15 protein-coding genes are annotated in these 15,736 nt (G+C 72.0%); 9 read left to right on the top strand and 6 right to left on the bottom strand.

The features are described from left to right. The first annotated feature begins 11 nt into the window (after positions 1 to 11). Genes C1708_RS01435 through C1708_RS01425 form a run of 3 tightly spaced genes read left to right on the top strand, consistent with a single transcriptional unit; the run spans position 12 to position 2,493 of the window. Positions 12 to 320, top strand: a complete 309-nt coding sequence (locus C1708_RS01435; RefSeq protein ID WP_106410907.1) for an ArsR/SmtB family transcription factor — start codon at positions 12 to 14, stop codon at positions 318 to 320. Further along, positions 317 to 1,435 (top strand): ACR3 family arsenite efflux transporter, encoded by a 1,119-nt coding sequence (arsB, locus tag C1708_RS01430; RefSeq protein ID WP_106410906.1) that lies wholly within the window; start codon positions 317 to 319, stop codon positions 1,433 to 1,435. Before C1708_RS01435 ends, arsB begins: the two co-directional genes overlap by 4 nt. Beyond that, complete coding sequence (locus C1708_RS01425) at positions 1,432 to 2,493, top strand: ArsO family NAD(P)H-dependent flavin-containing monooxygenase (RefSeq protein WP_106410905.1); 1,062 nt, start codon at positions 1,432 to 1,434, stop codon at positions 2,491 to 2,493. The genes arsB and C1708_RS01425 overlap by 4 nt, the downstream gene beginning before the upstream one ends. 304 nt (positions 2,494 to 2,797) lie before the next feature. Here the strand turns inward: C1708_RS01425 and C1708_RS01420 are convergent, their stop codons facing one another. Then, positions 2,798 to 3,172 (bottom strand): ArsR/SmtB family transcription factor, encoded by a 375-nt coding sequence (locus tag C1708_RS01420; protein ID WP_106410904.1) that lies wholly within the window; start codon positions 3,170 to 3,172, stop codon positions 2,798 to 2,800. 290 nt (positions 3,173 to 3,462) lie between these two features. Between C1708_RS01420 and C1708_RS01415 the strand changes: the two genes are divergently transcribed. The 4 genes from C1708_RS01415 (at position 3,463) to C1708_RS01395 (ending at position 7,633) form a co-directional block, all read left to right on the top strand. Continuing rightward, on the top strand, positions 3,463 to 4,869 hold the full coding sequence (locus tag C1708_RS01415) for an NAD(P)-binding domain-containing protein (protein WP_106410903.1): 1,407 nt from the start codon (positions 3,463 to 3,465) through the stop codon (positions 4,867 to 4,869). A 90-nt stretch (positions 4,870 to 4,959) separates the two neighbouring features. Beyond that, the gene (locus tag C1708_RS01410) at positions 4,960 to 5,307 is read left to right on the top strand and encodes a VOC family protein (RefSeq protein ID WP_106410902.1); all 348 of its coding nucleotides are present in this window, start codon (positions 4,960 to 4,962) and stop codon (positions 5,305 to 5,307) included. 372 nt (positions 5,308 to 5,679) lie between these two features. Beyond that, positions 5,680 to 5,991 carry a hypothetical protein gene (locus tag C1708_RS01400; protein ID WP_133169042.1) on the top strand — a complete coding sequence of 104 codons (312 nt, stop codon included), beginning with the start codon at positions 5,680 to 5,682 and terminating at the stop codon, positions 5,989 to 5,991. Between the two features lie 52 nt (positions 5,992 to 6,043). Continuing rightward, entirely contained in the window at positions 6,044 to 7,633 is a 1,590-nt protein-coding gene (locus tag C1708_RS01395; protein ID WP_106410900.1) for an alpha/beta hydrolase, read from the top strand. 585 nt (positions 7,634 to 8,218) lie between these two features. Here C1708_RS01395 and C1708_RS01390 read toward each other — a convergent pair. Beyond that, positions 8,219 to 9,361, bottom strand: a complete 1,143-nt coding sequence (locus tag C1708_RS01390) for an FAD-dependent monooxygenase (RefSeq protein ID WP_106410899.1) — start codon at positions 9,359 to 9,361, stop codon at positions 8,219 to 8,221. A 172-nt stretch (positions 9,362 to 9,533) separates the two neighbouring features. On the opposite strand from C1708_RS01390, the gene C1708_RS01385 reads away from it, so the two are divergent. Together C1708_RS01385 and C1708_RS01380 are read left to right on the top strand one after the other, a co-directional pair. Next, positions 9,534 to 9,869, top strand: a complete 336-nt coding sequence (locus C1708_RS01385) for an ArsR/SmtB family transcription factor (protein WP_106410898.1) — start codon at positions 9,534 to 9,536, stop codon at positions 9,867 to 9,869. An 855-nt stretch (positions 9,870 to 10,724) separates the two neighbouring features. Further along, positions 10,725 to 11,258 (top strand): EF-hand domain-containing protein, encoded by a 534-nt coding sequence (locus tag C1708_RS01380; protein ID WP_106410897.1) that lies wholly within the window; start codon positions 10,725 to 10,727, stop codon positions 11,256 to 11,258. Between the two features lie 77 nt (positions 11,259 to 11,335). On the opposite strand, the gene C1708_RS01375 is transcribed toward C1708_RS01380, so the two are convergent. The 4 genes from C1708_RS01375 to C1708_RS01360 all read right to left on the bottom strand — a co-directional run bounded on the left by C1708_RS01375 (position 11,336) and on the right by C1708_RS01360 (position 15,598). Then, positions 11,336 to 12,241, bottom strand: coding sequence for a class I SAM-dependent methyltransferase (locus C1708_RS01375; protein ID WP_106410896.1), 906 nt, complete (start codon positions 12,239 to 12,241; stop codon positions 11,336 to 11,338). Between the two features lie 79 nt (positions 12,242 to 12,320). Beyond that, positions 12,321 to 13,427 carry an NAD(P)-dependent alcohol dehydrogenase gene (locus C1708_RS01370; RefSeq protein WP_106410895.1) on the bottom strand — a complete coding sequence of 369 codons (1,107 nt, stop codon included), beginning with the start codon at positions 13,425 to 13,427 and terminating at the stop codon, positions 12,321 to 12,323. A 3-nt stretch (positions 13,428 to 13,430) separates the two neighbouring features. Beyond that, positions 13,431 to 14,834: an aldehyde dehydrogenase family protein gene (locus C1708_RS01365; protein WP_106410894.1), complete on the bottom strand. Its 1,404-nt coding sequence runs from the start codon at positions 14,832 to 14,834 to the stop codon at positions 13,431 to 13,433. An 8-nt stretch (positions 14,835 to 14,842) separates the two neighbouring features. Then, positions 14,843 to 15,598, bottom strand: a complete 756-nt coding sequence (locus tag C1708_RS01360; RefSeq protein ID WP_106410893.1) for a (5-formylfuran-3-yl)methyl phosphate synthase — start codon at positions 15,596 to 15,598, stop codon at positions 14,843 to 14,845. Positions 15,599 to 15,736 lie beyond the last annotated feature (138 nt).

Genomic DNA, 15,736 nt, shown 5'->3' with positions numbered 1-15,736 from the left:
AGTATCAGCGCATGCTGACTTCAGTCGATCCTGAGGTGATCCGGGTGCTGGGCGATCCGCTCCGCCTGAAGATCGTCACCCTGCTGGCGCGCGAGACGCTCTGTACGACGCACCTGGTGGAGGAGACCGGAGCCAGGCAGACCAACCTGTCCAACCACATGAAGGTGTTGCGCGAGGCCGGGATCGTGGAGACCGAGCCGTGCGGCCGCTTCGTCTACTACAAGCTCAAGCCCGAGGTCCTGGCCGGCCTGTCCGAGCAGTTCGCCGGACTCGCCGCCTTGGCCCGCACCGCCGCCGAGAACAAGAGGGCCTGTCCGTGACCTCCACCGAGCCCGCCACCGCACGCGCCCGAGGCGCCGACGCGGCCGGGGACGACTCGATCGTCAAGAAGCTCTCCACCCTCGACCGCTACCTCGCGGTGTGGATCCTGCTCGCCATGGCCGTCGGCCTGGGCCTGGGCCGCCTGATCCCGGGGATGAACGACGCGCTCGCGAGGATCGAGATCGGCGGGATCTCCCTGCCGATCGCGCTCGGCCTGCTCGTGATGATGTACCCGGTCCTGGCCAAGGTCCGCTACGACCGGCTCGACCGCGTGACCGGCGACAAGAAGCTGATGGTCTCCTCGCTGGTCATCAACTGGATCGTCGGCCCTGCGGTGATGTTCGCCCTGGCGTGGACCTTCCTTCCGGACCTGCCCGAGTACCGCACCGGTCTGATCGTCGTCGGCCTGGCCCGCTGCATCGCCATGGTCATCATCTGGAACGACCTCGCCTGCGGCGACCGCGAGGCCGCGGCCGTCCTGGTCGCACTGAACTCGGTCTTCCAGGTCCTCGCGTTCGGGCTGCTGGGCTGGTTCTACCTCGACCTCCTGCCGCGCTGGATGAACCTCGGCGACGGCCAGGGCCTGGACGTGTCCGTGTGGCACATCGCGCTGAACGTCGTCGTCTTCCTCGGCGTCCCGCTGCTGGCCGGCTTCCTGACCCGCCGCATCGGCGAGCAGAAGCTGGGCCGTACCGGCTACGAGGCGACGTTCCTGCCGAGGATCGGCCCGTGGGCGCTGTACGGGCTGCTGTTCACGATCGTCATCCTCTTCGCCCTGCAAGGGAGGACCATCACCTCCCAGCCGCTGGACGTGGCCCGGATCGCGCTGCCGCTGCTGGTGTACTTCGCCGTCATGTTCTTCGGCGCCTTCCTCCTCGGCAAGGGCCTGGGCCTGGCCTACGACCGCACCGCGACCCTCGCCTTCACCGCGGCGGGCAACAACTTCGAGCTGGCCATCGCGGTCGCCGTCGCCACCTTCGGCGTCACCTCCGGTCAGGCCCTGTCCGGCGTCGTCGGCCCGCTCATCGAAGTCCCGGTGCTGATCGGCCTGGTCCACGTCGCGCTCGCCTGGCGCGGGAAGTTCGCCGCCGACGCGGTGACGACCGCCCCGTGACCCAGCACACGGACGTGGTGGTGGTCGGCGGCGGCCAGGCAGGACTCGCCGCCGGCTACCACCTGCGCCGCCAGGGCCTCGACTTCGTGATCCTGGACGCCGGCACCGCGCCCGGCGGGTCCTGGCGGCACATGTGGGACTCCCTGCACCTGTTCTCCCCGGCCGGGCACTCCTCGCTGCCCGGACGGCTCATGCCCGCCCAGCCCGGTGAGACGTACCCGGACGCCGGGCACGTGGTGGACTACCTCACCGACTACGAGAAGCGCTACGACCTGCCCGTCCAGCACGGCGCCCGCGTGCGGGCCGTACGCCGCGACGGCGGCAGGCTCCTGGCCGAGTCGGAGGCCGGGACATGGCGGGCCCGGGCGGTGATCAGCGCGACCGGCACGTGGTCGCGCCCCTTCCTCCCCGCCGTCCCCGGCCGGTCCGTCTTCGCCGGGCGGCAACTGCACACGGTGGACTACCGTTCCCCGGCCGGATTCGGAGGAAAGCGGGTCCTCGTGGTCGGGGGCGGCAATTCCGGTGCCCAGATCGCAGCCGACCTCGCCCTGGACGGACGCGTCGAGACGACCTGGGTGACGCGGCGCCCGCCGCGGTTCCTGCCGGACGACATCGACGGCCGGGCCCTGTTCGACGTCGCCACCGCCCGCCGTCGCGCCCTGGACGCGGGCCGCGGCGACACCGGCGGGGTGGCCTCGCTCGGCGACATCGTGGCCGTACCGCCGGTCCGCGCCGCCCGCGACGCAGGACTCCTGTCCGCGAGGCCGATGTTCGCCCGGTTCACCGCCGACGGTGTCCGGTGGGCCGACGGCAGCCAGGCCGGCGCGGACGCGGTCATCTGGTGCACCGGCTTCCGTCCCGCTCTGTCCCACCTCGCGCCGCTGGGCCTGCGCGGGCCGCGCGGCCGCGTCCCCACCGACGGCACCCGCGCCCTGGGCGAGCCACGGCTGCACCTGCTCGGTTACGGCGACTGGACCGGCCCGGCGTCGGCCACGCTCATTGGCGTCGGCCGCACCGCCCGGGACGCCGCCCGCGACATCGCCGGCCTTCTCGCGTAGGCGCCGCGGGGACCAGTCCCGCCGGGAATCAGAGGGGGACGCGCTGCCGGACCGCGGGCGGTTCCAGGTGCACCGCTCCCGGCCGCGCGCACGCATCTGCCGTCGAGGGCGAAGCCGTCCTCGACGCCGTCGCCCCGGACGGCGATCCCGACGCGCTCCCGGCAGGGCCGGAGGCGGGCTCAGCCGCTCCTCGGCAGCCTCCGTCCCGTCCGGATGACAACCGCCGGCCTCGTCCGCCGCCGCTCATGGCCGCTGCGCGCCGCCGACCCCGTCCCTGGACGCCCCGGCGGGCGTCGGCCTGCGGTCATGCGGCAGCCGACGGCCCCACCAGCAGTCGGCCCATGGCGGCCAGTACGGACGGCTCCACCCGGTAGTAGACCCAGGTGCCACGCCGCTCGGAGGTGAGCAGCCCGGCCTCCTTGAGCTTCTTCAGATGGTGGGACACCGTGGGCTGGGAGACGCCGACGTCGGAGATGTCGCACACGCACGCCTCGCCGCCCTCGTGCGATGCCACGGCGGAGAACAGCCGCAGCCGGACCGGGTCGCCGAGCGCCTTGAACATCCGGGCGGCCGTCTCCGCCTCTTCGGCGGTCATCGGGCGCTCGGTGAGCGGCGGACAGCACGGCGGCACCTGGCCATCGGCGGGATCGAGCAACGGCAGCACCTTGGCATTCGACATGCGTCTATGTTGACATACGTCGAACCAGTGCGGGAGGTCTCCAGGCCTGTCACCGGCACGCGAGGCGGACGGCCAGGCGCCGGGCCGATCGCACGGCCCGCGTCCCGGCCCGCGCCGCAGCGGCGCGTCGGCGGTGGTGGGGCCGGACCGGCCGCCATCACGGCGCCGTCGATGTGTCCCGTGATCCACCCGCTAAATTCGATAGATGTCTATGTTGACGCTCATCGATGCAGGTGTCATGCTGGGCCGCGCAAGCCATCGACAGACGTCGAAACACGCGAGGAGCCGCCGTGAACGCGCCCGCCACCGCCGAACTGCCCGTCATCGTGATCGGAGCAGGCCCCACGGGTCTGGCCGCCGCCGCCCACCTGCTCGACCAGGGCATCGAGCCCCGGGTCCTCGAAGCAGGGCCCACGGCCGGCGCCTCGGTCCGCGAGTGGTCGCACGTACGGCTGTTCTCCACGTGGGGTGAAGTCGTCGACCCCGCCGCCGAGAAGCTCCTCGCCTCCGCCGGCTGGACGAGGCCGGACCCGGCCGCCCACCCCTCGGGCGGTGACTGGGCCGACCTCTACTTGCAGCCACTCGCCGACGTCCTCGGCGGCCGCGTCCGCTACGGCGCCCGGGTCACCGGCGTCTCCCGTGCCGGCCGGGACCGGATCGTGGACGCCGACCGCGAGAACCAGCCGTTCGTCGTGCACGTCACCCACGCCGACGGCCGCGAGGAACGCGTGTACGCACGTGCCGTCATCGACGCCTCCGGCACCTGGGCCACGCCGTCCCCGGCCGGCGGCAGCGGCCTGCCCGCCCTGGGCGAGAAGGCGGCCGCGGACCGGATCACCTACCGCGTCCCGGACCTGAAGAACCCAGCCGTCCGCGCCCGTTACGCGGGCAGGCGCACCGCCGTCATCGGCTCCGGCGCCTCCGCCTTCACCGCCCTCGCCCACCTCGCCGACCTCGCCAGGTCCGACGACGGCGCGGGCACCAAGGGCGTGTGGATCCTGCGCCGGGGCATCTCCGGCTCCACCTTCGGCGGGGGAGAGGCCGACCAGCTTCCGGCGCGCGGCGCCCTGGGCCTGGCGGCGAAGGCCGCCGTGGACGAGGGCCACGCGGACGCGGTCACCGGCTTCCGCACCGAGGTGATCGGACGGGCGGACGACGGCCGCCTGATCCTCGTCGGCGAGGACGGCCGCCACCTGGACCCGGTCGACGAAGTGATCGTCCTGACCGGCTTCCGCCCGGACCTGTCCTTCCTCGACGAGCTGCGCCTGAACCTGGACGAGCGCCTCCAGGCCCCCGTCGCCCTGGCCCCGCTGATCGACCCCAACCAGCATTCCTGCGGAACCGTCCACCCGCACGGCCACCGCGAGCTCGCCCACCCCGAGAAGGGCGTCTACCTGGTCGGCATGAAGTCCTACGGCCGTGCCCCCACGTTCCTCGCGATGACCGGCCACGAACAGGTCCGCTCCGTCGCCGCCGCGATCGCCGGCGACCTCGAAGCCGCCGACCGCGTGGAACTCACCCTGCCCGAAACCGGAGTCTGCGGCGGCGCCGGCCTGTTCGACGCCCCCGGCGCCGCGGAGGGCGACGGTGGCGGCTGCTGTACGCCCGCACCGCAGCTCGTCCGGCTCGGCACCCCCACCGCAGCAGCCGGGGCGGCTGGTGCCGAGGAGACGCCGACGGGCGGCTGCTGCGGCTAGGGCGTGTATCGAAGGTGTGTGCGGCGGGTGGTGTGGCGTAGTACTCCTGGAGAGCCTCAACACCGACCTGCTACCACCCGGGAGTCATCGATGGCCGTTCGCCGTGTCGTACCCAATGTCCAGTCGGAGGCCGCGCGGGAGAGCCGGGAGTTCTACGGCCTGCTCGGATTCGAGGAGGTCATGAACCACGGCTGGATCATGACGCTCGCGTCTCCGTCCAGTCCGACGGCGCAGATCAGCTTCATGGCCAGTGACGAGAGCGCACCGGTCACTCCCGACGTGAGCGTCGAAGTGGATGACGTGGACGCGGCCTACGCGACCATGCGGGCGAGTGGCGCGGAGATCGTCCATCCCCTGCAGGACGAGGAGTGGGGGGTGCGCCGGTTCTTCGTCCGTGACCCCAACGGCCGGGTGGTCAACGTGCTGGAACACCGTTGATGGTCCTCCTGGCTCCAGAGGAGTGTGGGTCACAGCCATTCGTTGACGGCCGCGACGAGCACAGTCGCCTCGTGACGGACGGCGAGTTTCCGTAGCGGGTGGCCACCGCCCGGTGTCTCTTGAGCCGGTTGGTCCCGCCCTCCACCGCGCGCCGGGACAGTGGTCCGCCGGGATGCCGGCGTGCGGCGAGCGCCGCGTCCGTGCCGTACTCATCCGTGCGGGTGAGGCGGAGACGCCCGTCGGTGGCGGGACACGGTGTCGGTTCCGCCTGGCCGGTACACAAGTTCGCTCACCGTCCTATGTCTTGCGGACTAGGTGGCATTCCTCCTGGTGGACCAGGGTGCGGCGCATCCCGCGCGAAATGATCAGGACATGGACCGCATGGAAGTCTTCGTCGCGTTGCTCGCCGTTCTGGCCACTGCCCTGACCGCATGGTTGAAACCCCTCAAGACACTGGCCTTCTGGCAGCTCGTCCTGGTGTGCGCCCTCTCCTACCCCGTGGGCGCGGCGCTGTTCGAGGCGCTGGAGCCGGCAGAGGGCGCCGCCGCGTGGGCCGAGTGGACCTTCCTGCTCAGCGTCGGCCTTCTGTGCTGCGTGCTCGTCACGTCCGCTCTCAAGGGGCTCGGGTCCTTGCGAGGCGCACCCGCCGACCGGACCGCCGACCGCCAGGACCTCGACGCCTGAGCGTCCGCACCCCCCTTCCTCACCCGTCAACGACCTGGAGACCGACACCAGCATGCCCGCACACCACCGCACGCCCCGGTTCGCCGTCGCCCTGGCATCACTCGCCGTGTTGGCGGCCACCGCGGTCACGGCCTGCGACCCCGGGGCCGATCCCGAGCCCGACACCACGGCTGCAACGCCCCCGGTGCCCGCCGCGCTCCTCGAGCAGGAACTGAAGTGGCGTGCGTGCTCCGCCCCTTCCCTGGCCCAGGGCGGCGGCGACAAGCCTGAGAAGCTCCCGGACGGAACGACGTGGCAGTGCAGCACCATGAAGGCACCGCTGGACTACGCACACCCCGACGGCGAGACCATCGACCTGGCCCTCATCCGCGCGAAGGCGGCCCCGGACTCCGGTGGCGAACGCCTCGGCTCCCTGCTCTTCAACTTCGGCGGCCCGGGTGATTCCGGGGTGACGACCCTCCCCCTCGTCGCCGGCGACGACTACATGGAGCTGCACGAGCGCTACGACCTGGTGGGGTTCGACCCCCGCGGGATCGGCGACAGCGCCGGTGTGCAGTGCCTGGACGCGAAGGACATGGACGCCTGGCTGGCCTCGGACTCCACCCCGGACGACGCCGCGGAGGAGAAGGCCCACGCCCGTGGGGTACGTGCGTTCGCCCGGGCATGCGAAAGCAGGTCCGGCGCGGTGCTGGACCACGTCGGCACACAGGAGGCCGCACGCGACCTCGACCTGATGCGCCGTGTCCTCGGTGACGAGAAACTGAACTACTTCGGCGTCTCCTACGGAACGCAGCTCGGCGGCGTCTACGCGCACCTCTTCCCCGAGAACGTCGGGCGGCTGGTCCTCGACGCCGTCGTCGACCCCACCGAGGACGTCCTGGCCGGCGCGCTCGGCCAGAGCGAGGGCTTCCAGCGTGCCCTGCGCAACTTCCTCGAGGACTGCGCGCGACAGGACTCGTGCTTCTTCGAGGGAACGGACCCGAAGCAGGGCGAGAAGGACATCATCGCGCTGCTCGAGCGCCTGGACGACGACCCCCTGCCCACGGAGTTCGGACGTACCCTCTCCCAGAGCCAGGCGCTCGACGGGATCGCCGCAGCCCTCTACGACCAGGAGGGCTGGATGCTGCTCCGGGGCGGGCTGGCAGCGGCCATGGACGGTGACGGCACCACGCTGCTCCTGCTGGCCGACAGCTACAGCCAGCGTGTCGACGACGACGGATACGCCAACATCAACTCCGCCAACACAGCGGTGAACTGCGCCGACTACAAGGACCGTTTCACCGTCAAGGACGTGCGCCGCCACCTGCCCGAGTTCCGTGAGACGTCGCCGGTGTTCGGCGCATGGCTGGCCTGGGGGCTGCTCCAGTGCACCGACTGGCCCGTGGACGGCCACGCCTCCACCGTCGACGTGTCGGCCGACGGTGCGGATCCCGTCCTGGTCATCGGCAACACCGGTGACCCTGCCACTCCTTACGAGGGCGCCAAGAAGATGGCGGACCAACTGGGCGACGGAGTGGGCGTCCACGTCACCGTGAAGGGCGAGGGCCATGGCACCTACGGCGTCAACGACTGCCTGACCGGTCTGGTCGACGAGTACCTGCTGGACGGAACGGTTCCGAAGAACGGCACCGTCTGCTCGTGACAGGGTCCGGCGCGGCGGACCCGACGGACCCGACCGTCGCCCCGCGCCGGTGAGGAACAACTCACCCTCACCGACGGCCTACCCGGTCAGGAAGGCGAGGCCGGGGGAGTCGAAGCACTCGGACTCCTCCGAGGACGCAAGTGGCTTGAGCGCTCGAAGACCTCGGAACGGGCGGCGGGCGGCAGGCGGGCCATCCGCCGGTCCTCCGCCTGAGGTTCGCGGTCGCCCGGCCCCGGATGCCCGCGATGCAGCGGCCGGAGGAGCAGGCCCGGACCGGCCACGGTGGCGGGTGCAGCGGACCGCTTCACGACCCAGTGTGGTGGGACACGAGCACGGGTGCGGGTCGGACCGGCCGGACAGCACTACCGCTGACTCGCCGGACGGGGCCGTCGCCGGGTTCTGCTGCCAGCCGGCGGAGGTCCAGGCGGAGCGGGGGAACGGTGGGTGAGGTCCACAGCGGCCGACCTGCCGCATCGGCGATGACCCACCACGCCGAGCCGGGCTCGTCGGACATGGCGTCGCCGGCCGGCTGAGGGCTGCCGCGGAACTCCGCACCGACCGGTGAGCGGCCGGTGCGGACCCGGTCTACCGGTTCGCGGCTTCGCGAGAGGCGATCCGGTTCGTGCGACCGACCGCGCGGCCCACCGCGTTGCGCACCGCGAGACCCGGCCGGGTGCGGGGCACCATGAGCCTGGAGAGCAGACCGACGCGTCGCTGCCGCGGACCCACCTCACGGCGGAGCCGCGACTCGTAGGCGGCGAAGGCGCGGGCGTGATCACCGGGATGGGCGGCGAGCTCTTCTGCGAGGGCGTACGCGCCCGCCATCGCCATGCTGGACCCGTCACCCAGCAGGGCTGTCGCCGCCGCCGCGTCCCCGAGCAGCACGATCCGTCCGCGGGACCACGAGGGCACCCGGATGGTGGTCAGGGGGTCGAAGAACGGAGCTGGGTGGTCGAGGAACGCCGCCACGAGCTCCGGTGCCCGCCACCGCACGTCGGCGTAGGCGTCGGCCACGGTCTGCTTGTGAAGGGCGATGTTCTTGCGGTCGTGGGGCGCTCGCTGTGCGGCCCGGAAGGTGAAGATCGCGAGCGGAGTGGTCCGCGAGGGGTGGACGACCAGCATCCGGTTCGGCACGGTCAGCATCGTCATCTCGCTCGGGTCCTCAACGGCGTCAGGTTCCAGCGGCACGGTCGCGCCGTACAGGCCCAGGTCGCCCGCGAACTGCCGCTCGGGTCCGAAGACCAGGCGTCGTACGGTGGAGTGGATCCCGTCGGCACCGACCACCAGGTCGAAGCGCCGTGGCGCGGACCGTCGGAAGGTGACGTCGACCCCGCCTCCGTCCTGGTCGAGAGAGGTGACCGTCTCGTCGAACAAGAACTCGGCCTCGGTCTGCGCCGACCGGTGGAGCACCTCGGACAGGTCGGCTCGGGTCACCTCGACCGTCGGCGCTTCGTCCGAGGTGAGCGGGAGTCGCAGGATTCGCCTGCCGTCGGGGTCGAGCAGGGTCAGTGACCGATTGCGGGTGGCGAGCCCGCGGAGCTGCGGGAGGATACCCATGCGGTCGGCGACCGGGACAGCGGGCCCCTTCACGACGATCGCGCTACCACCGGAGCGCAGCTGCCGGGCATGTTCGACGACCGTCGGCCGGTAGCCGTTCCGGGAGAGCCAGTACGCGAGTGCGGGCCCTGCGATTCCGGCACCGACTATCAGTACCTCGGGCTTCTTCATGACGATGACCTCTCGAAGTGTCGATGACCACGTCCCCGGCGAGCGCCGGGGACGTGGTCTCAGGGCGCGGCGGCACGGAGCAGCGCAACCGGACTGAGGTACGAAAAATTTCGTACCTCAGTGGAGCACATCCTTCAGGTACGATTCAAGTCGTACCTGAAAGGGGTGCCGCGTGGCTGGGATGAACCTGGTCGGCCCGAAGGCCGACGCGCTCGATCTGGGTGCGGTGTTCCGTGCCCTCGCCGACGAGCACCGGCGTTCGGTGATGGCGCAGTTGGCCGCCGACCGCAGCGACAACGAGCGGGGCTGCAACTCGTTCGGTCTTCCGATCTCGAAGCAGACCCAGACCCACCACTTCCGGGTCCTGCGCGAGGCAGGTCTCATCGAGGAGATCGACTACGGCAACCGCAAGGGCGTCCGACTGCGACGCGCGGACGTCGAGAAGAGGTTCCCCGGACTGCTCGCGCTCCTGGAAGCGGAGCTCCCGGGCGGTACCGCCCCTCGCTGAGCACGGCGGAGCACACCGGAGGGGAGTCCGAGCCGGCCCTGAGCCGCGAGCCCGGCCGGATCCGGCTCGCGCCCTGCTCGCAGGCAGCCGAGCACAACGCGGGCACGAACGGGATCGGTGCTGAGCGCTTCCGCGCGCTGACCTGACGCGAACGACTCCCGCACACGCTCCACCGCCCCAGCAGGCCGAACGCGGACCCGCGGGTCCGTGAGCCTTTTCCACCCTCGTTCCGACCTGGTCAGGTCCCTGCTCGTCCTCACGGACCGCGAAGTTTCCCGGTGACCGACGATCTTCGCCGAAGTCATCCGCCCACGACCGGCACGAACATCCCGGACTCCGCGCACACCAGCCCCGTGACCAGCAACTTCACGATGCACGGTGCTCACTGGACGGCGGGGCCAACGGCGTTGCCCGCCCCGCGGTCGCCGGGTGGTTCCGGTGGGGCGCGACGGGGGTGGTTCGCCTCCCGGCCGATCTGTGCGGTGACTTGCCTGGTCTCTGTCTCACCGTGGGCGGCGCGCACCCCGGAGGGGCTGTGCCCGGCATGGCGGGCGTGTTCCTCCAGGCCGTGGGTTCGGTTGCCGCGGAACTCGCGCACCAGGGTCGGCAGTTGCCGGATCCTGGTGTCGGCTGCCTCCTTCCGCGCCGAAGCGTCAGGTCATATGAGCTGATCAACGGGATCGGTCGGAACACCCTGGTCGTCACAGGTGTGGCGTCAAACGTGTCACACCCGCTCATTCAGCGGTTCCCCCGGCACCAAAAGCGAAGATCGGGATCCTGCGGCTCCTCCCGGCGGTTCCATGGGTCACGGATGCAGGCCCGAAGTGGTCGGGTCGTGGAAGACAGGTGACGCACATGCGAGATGAAGCCGCCAAGCGGGTCGAGCTGGTCTTCTCCCTCTTCGACGCCAACGGCAACGGAGTCCTCGACTCCGACGACTTCGACCTGATGACAGGCCGTGTCCTGGAAGCGGCGGCCGCTTCGGACGACGGTGCCAAGGACGCCATCAGAGCCGCGTTCCGCCGCTACTGGACGACGCTGGCCACGGAACTGGACGCCAACGGCGACGGTGTCATCTCCGTGGAGGAGTTCCGTCCCTTCGTGCTGGACCCCGAGCGCTTCGGACCCACGGCCGCCGAGTTCGCCGAGGCTCTCTCCGCACTCGGCGACCCCGACGGGGACGGCCTGATCGAGCGCCCCCTGTTCGTGTCGCTGATGAAGGCGATCGGCTTCGAGGAGGCGAACATCCACGCCCTCTTCGACGCCTTCGGTCCGGACGCCGACGACCGCATCACCGTGGCCGCGTGGGCCGCCGGCATCAAGGACTACTACGCGCCGGACAAGGCCGGGATCCCGGGCGACCGGCTGGTGCCGGCCCGCGCCGTCTGACCCTGCTCGCCAGGGGCTGTGCCGCCGACGGCCGGTACAGCCCCTGGCCGGACGTCCGCGTCGTCAGCGCCCGGGCGTCAGGGCGCGAGCTTGTGCGCGAACACCCAGCGGTTCCCCTCCAGCGCGTCGTTGGGCTCGGGAAGGGGACCACGCCCGTGCCGCCTGGTGAACTCGAAGGGCGTGTGCATCGAGGTGGACCAGCCCCTGGCCGTCAGGGCGCCCGCGGAGTCGGGGCGTGGTCCCTTGTCGAAGAGGTGGAGCAGGTCGATGCCGATCAGCCGGCGCGTCGCCGTGTAGATCGGGCTGTCACGGTACGCCAGGAGGTCCTTCTCCAGCTTGGCCTCGAAGGCCAGAGCACTGCCTGCGGCGGTCAGCCGGTCCACCGTGTCGACGAGGTACGTCTCGGCGGGGCCCGGCAGGTAGAAGAGGAGTCCCTCGGCCAGCCAGACGCTGGGTGCGGCCGGGTCGAAGCCGACGGCGGTGAGCGCGCCGGCCCAGTCCTCCCGCAGGTCGACCGGCACGGGGACGCGCTTCACCTCGGGAGCGGCCGGCAGCCCCGTGAGCACCCGTTCCTTGAACGCCAGCACGCCCGCCCTGTCGATCTCGAAGACGACGCAGTCGGACGGCAGGTCCAGACGGAAGGCGCGGGTGTCCAACCCCGCCCCCAGCAGGACCACTTGGCGGGCGCCCGCACCGGCCGACCGGAGGACGAAGTCGTCGAGCACCCTCGTCCGCAGGCCGAAGTAGCGGGCGAACCTCCCCCACAGCGGGTTGTCGTCCCCGTCCGGAACCTCCTCGATGCGCAGCGGCCAGTGGGTGCAGGCAGGGGCCGCGCGCACGAAGTGCTCGGCGTAGGCGTCCTGGGCCAGACTGTCGTGGCGGTGGGTTTCGATGGCCCGGGACGCGGCGACCAGGAGGGCGGTCAGGCCCACTCCTCCGTCCACGCCTTCCGCGTCCGTGTGCCGGGGTGTCGTGCCTTCCATGCTGCCTCCGTCGGCGGGAGTGGGAACTGCCGGATGTCAAGGGACGGGGTGAGTGGGCGCCCGGCGCCGCGGGCCGCGGTCATCGGCTCGCCCTGTCCGGGAGCAGGACGGGTTTGACCGTACGGCCCGCGTCGCAGTCGCGTTCGGCCTCGTTGATGCCGGACAGGGGATAGGTGCGGATCAACTGGTCGAAAGGGAAGCGTCCGGCCCGCCACAGTCCGATCAGCCGGGGGATCAACAGCGCGGGTACGGCGTCCCCTTCGCAGATGTGGCGCACGCTGCGGCCGCGGTCGAGGGTGCCCGGTTCGAGGGTGAGCGGGCTGTGGAGGCGCGCCACCAGGCCGAGGGTGCCGGTGGGGCGCAGTGCGTGGAGCGCCTGGTTGATGAGCGGGAGCGAGGCGGTGGTGTCCAGCGCGTAGCGGGCGCCGCCGTCGGTCAGCCGCCGGATCCGCTCGGGCAGGTCGGGTGAGGCGGCGGGCAGCGGCATCGCGCCGAACCGCTCGGCCGCGGCGAGCCTCTCGGGATGCCGGTCGACGGCCACGGTCGGTGCGCCCGCGGCGGTCGCCGCCATCACCGCGGTCAGGCCGACGGCACCCGCGCCGAGGACGACGAGGGTGTCGCCGGGTCCCGCGCCGAAGGTGTTCAGCACGGCTCCGGCGCCGGTGAGGGAGCCGCAGCCGAGGGGACCGAGCAGTTCGAGCGGCAGTGCGGGATCGACCCGTACGGCGTTGCGAGCGGAGACGAGGGCGTACTCGGCGAACGAGGACTGCCCGAACCACCGGGGTGCCAACGCGTCGCCGGACGCGTCGGCGAGCCGGGGCGGCTCCTCCTCGCGTCCCCCGAAGAGGTTGAGGGAGGCGAAGGAGTCGCAGTAGGCGGGGGCCGCACCGCGGCAGGTCGGGCAGTGTCCGCAGGAGTCGAAGCTGAGCACGACGTGGTCACCGACGCCGATCCCGGTGTCCGGGCCGCCTCCCGTGCGGACCACGACCCCGGCGCCCTCGTGGCCGAGGACGGCGGGCACCGGGCTCCGACCGGCCGATCGCCGGACCGCGAGATCGGTCCGGCACATCCCGGTGCCCGCGATCTCGACCAGGACCTCGCCGGCGGCCGGCTCCGTCCGCAGAACCACCTCCTCCACCGTGAACGGGGCGTCGTACGAGCGGAGCACGGCTGCCTGGAACCTCATGGGTCACGCCTCCAGCGGGCGGTGGACGACGAACGGCTGGAGGTTGCCGTACAGCCCCCACGGCCCGCCCGCGACACCGACGCCGCTGTCCTTGACGCCTGCGAAAGGCTGGGCCAGGGACAGCTCCGCGTGGTGGTTGACCCAGGCGGTGCCGCAGTCGAGCCGCTCGGCCACCGCCTCGGCGCGGTCGAGGTCGGTGCCCCACACGGAGCCGCCCAGCCCGAAGCCGGTGCCGTTGGCCGCGTCGACGGCTTCGTCCAGGCTCCGGTACGGCAGCACCGGCAGCACCGGTCCGAACTGTTCCCCGGTCACCACCGGGCTGTCGGGCGGCACGTCGACGAGGACGGTGGGAGCGAAGAAGTAGCCCGGTCCGTCCTGTCGGCGGCCGCCCGCCGCGGCCCGCGCGCCGTCCGCCAGGGCCCGCCGTGTGAGCTGCTCGACGCGGGCCAGCTGCGGGGCGTTGTTGACCGGGCCCAGCTCGGTCGCGGGGTCCAGGCCGGGGCCGACGGCGACGGTCTTCGCCCGCTGGGCGAGGGCCTCGACGACGTCGGCGTGCAGCCGGGCGGGGACGTAGAGGCGTTTGACCGCCATGCAGACCTGTCCGCAGTTGCGGAACGCCGCCCAGAACAGCCGGTCGGCGATCCGCTCCACGTCGACGTCGTCGAGCAGGACGGCCGCGTCGTTGCCGCCCAGCTCCAGCGTCACCCGGGCGAGCGAGGCCGCCGCCGCCCGGGCGACCGCCCGCCCGGTGGACACCGATCCGGTGAAGGTGACGTGGCGGATGCCCGGATGGGACACGAGACGGGCACCGAGGGGTTCACGGCCGGTGACGACGGTCAGGACGTCCTCGGGCAGGACGGCGGCGAGGACGGACCCCAGCATCCGGGTGGCCAGCGGGGTGAACGGAGAGGGTTTGAGGACGACGGTGTTGCCGGCCGCCAGAGCGGGCGCGAACTTCGCCGCCGCGAGCTGCAGAGGGAAGTTCCACGGCACGATCGCGGCGACGGGCCCGAGCGACCGCCACCGGATCTCGCTGCGCACCGGCCGGCCGTCGTCGATCGGCCGGGTCCGGGGGGCGAGGTCCGCGAAGTAGCGCAGGCGGGCCGCCGTACGGGCGACCTCCGCGTACGACTCGGCCAGGGGCTTGCCCTGTTCCCGGGTGAGCGACCGGGCGAGGCCCTCGCCGGCCGCCTCCACCGCGTCGGCCGCCGCGCGCAACGCGGTGGTGCGCGCGGCGGGGTCGGCCCGCCAGACGCTCCAGGCCCGGTGCGCCCGGCCGATCACGGCGTCCAGCTCGTCCGGCTGCTGATCGGGGGCCTCGTCGAACGCTTCCCCGGTGGCCGGGTCGACGACCGCGAAGCGGGCTGCCCCGGTGTCGGGCACGCGTTCGGGCTCGGTGGTCGGCATGGCGGCGTTCAGCGCGCTGCGGGAAGGCCGGCGGTGCGCTCCCGGTCGTACCGGTCCATCTCCGCCCGGAAGGCGGCCACCAGGTGCGGCTGGATCCTCCCGGCGTTGCGGTCACCGCCCTCGCAGACCGCGCCCCGCACGCCCACGATGTCCGTACCGATGCGGGTCAGCTCGCCGAGGTCGTCCTGACGGACACTGCCCGCGAGGGCCGCGAGCCGGCCGGACGCGTGGGCCAGCCGGACGAACTCGGCGCAGACGTCCGGCGGAACATGGTCGAACAACCGCGTCCCGTCCTTCACGGCGGTGTCCAGCATGGCCGCGTCGGCACCGGAGCGGGCCGCGATGTCGGGCACCGCGAGCGGATTGACGCAGCCGATCCGGTGGGCGTCGGCATAGCCCGAGGCGACGACGAGTGCGTCCGGGTTGTGCTCCTTCACCGCCCGGACGACGGCGCGCATGACGTCGATGCCCTGGTCAGGGGTTGTGCATCCGTAGAGACCGACCTTGATGTACGTGGCTCCGGAGACGACCGCGCCGAGCGCGGCCTGGGCCACCGTGCCGGGCTTGTAGGGGACATCTCCCACGGTCGCGGACACCGGCTTGTCCGCCGGGACCGCTTCGCGTATCTCCCTGATGACCCAGGGGAAGTTCGCGCCGAGAGAGCCCTCGTCGGGCTTCTTGACGTCGACGATGTCGAGGTGCTCCGCCGCCTTGGCGCAGTCGAGTGCTTCCTCGACACCGTCCGGGGAGATGAGAAGCAACACCTGGCCTCCTTCGCCGCGGGCCCGCCCGGTGGATGCCCGGGGGCCGCGGATCGCCTGGTTCCTGTGTGGTGCGCTCATCATTTCCGTCGCCCTTCGCACCAGAAAGGGCGCACGGAGTATTTATTGAGTGAGCGGGGG

It is taken from the genome of Streptomyces sp. DH-12 (genome assembly GCF_002899455.1).
Lineage (GTDB): Bacteria > Actinomycetota > Actinomycetes > Streptomycetales > Streptomycetaceae > Streptomyces.
The sequence above is the reverse complement of the archived record's forward strand: the minus strand, read 5'-3'. Positions and strand labels throughout refer to the sequence as shown.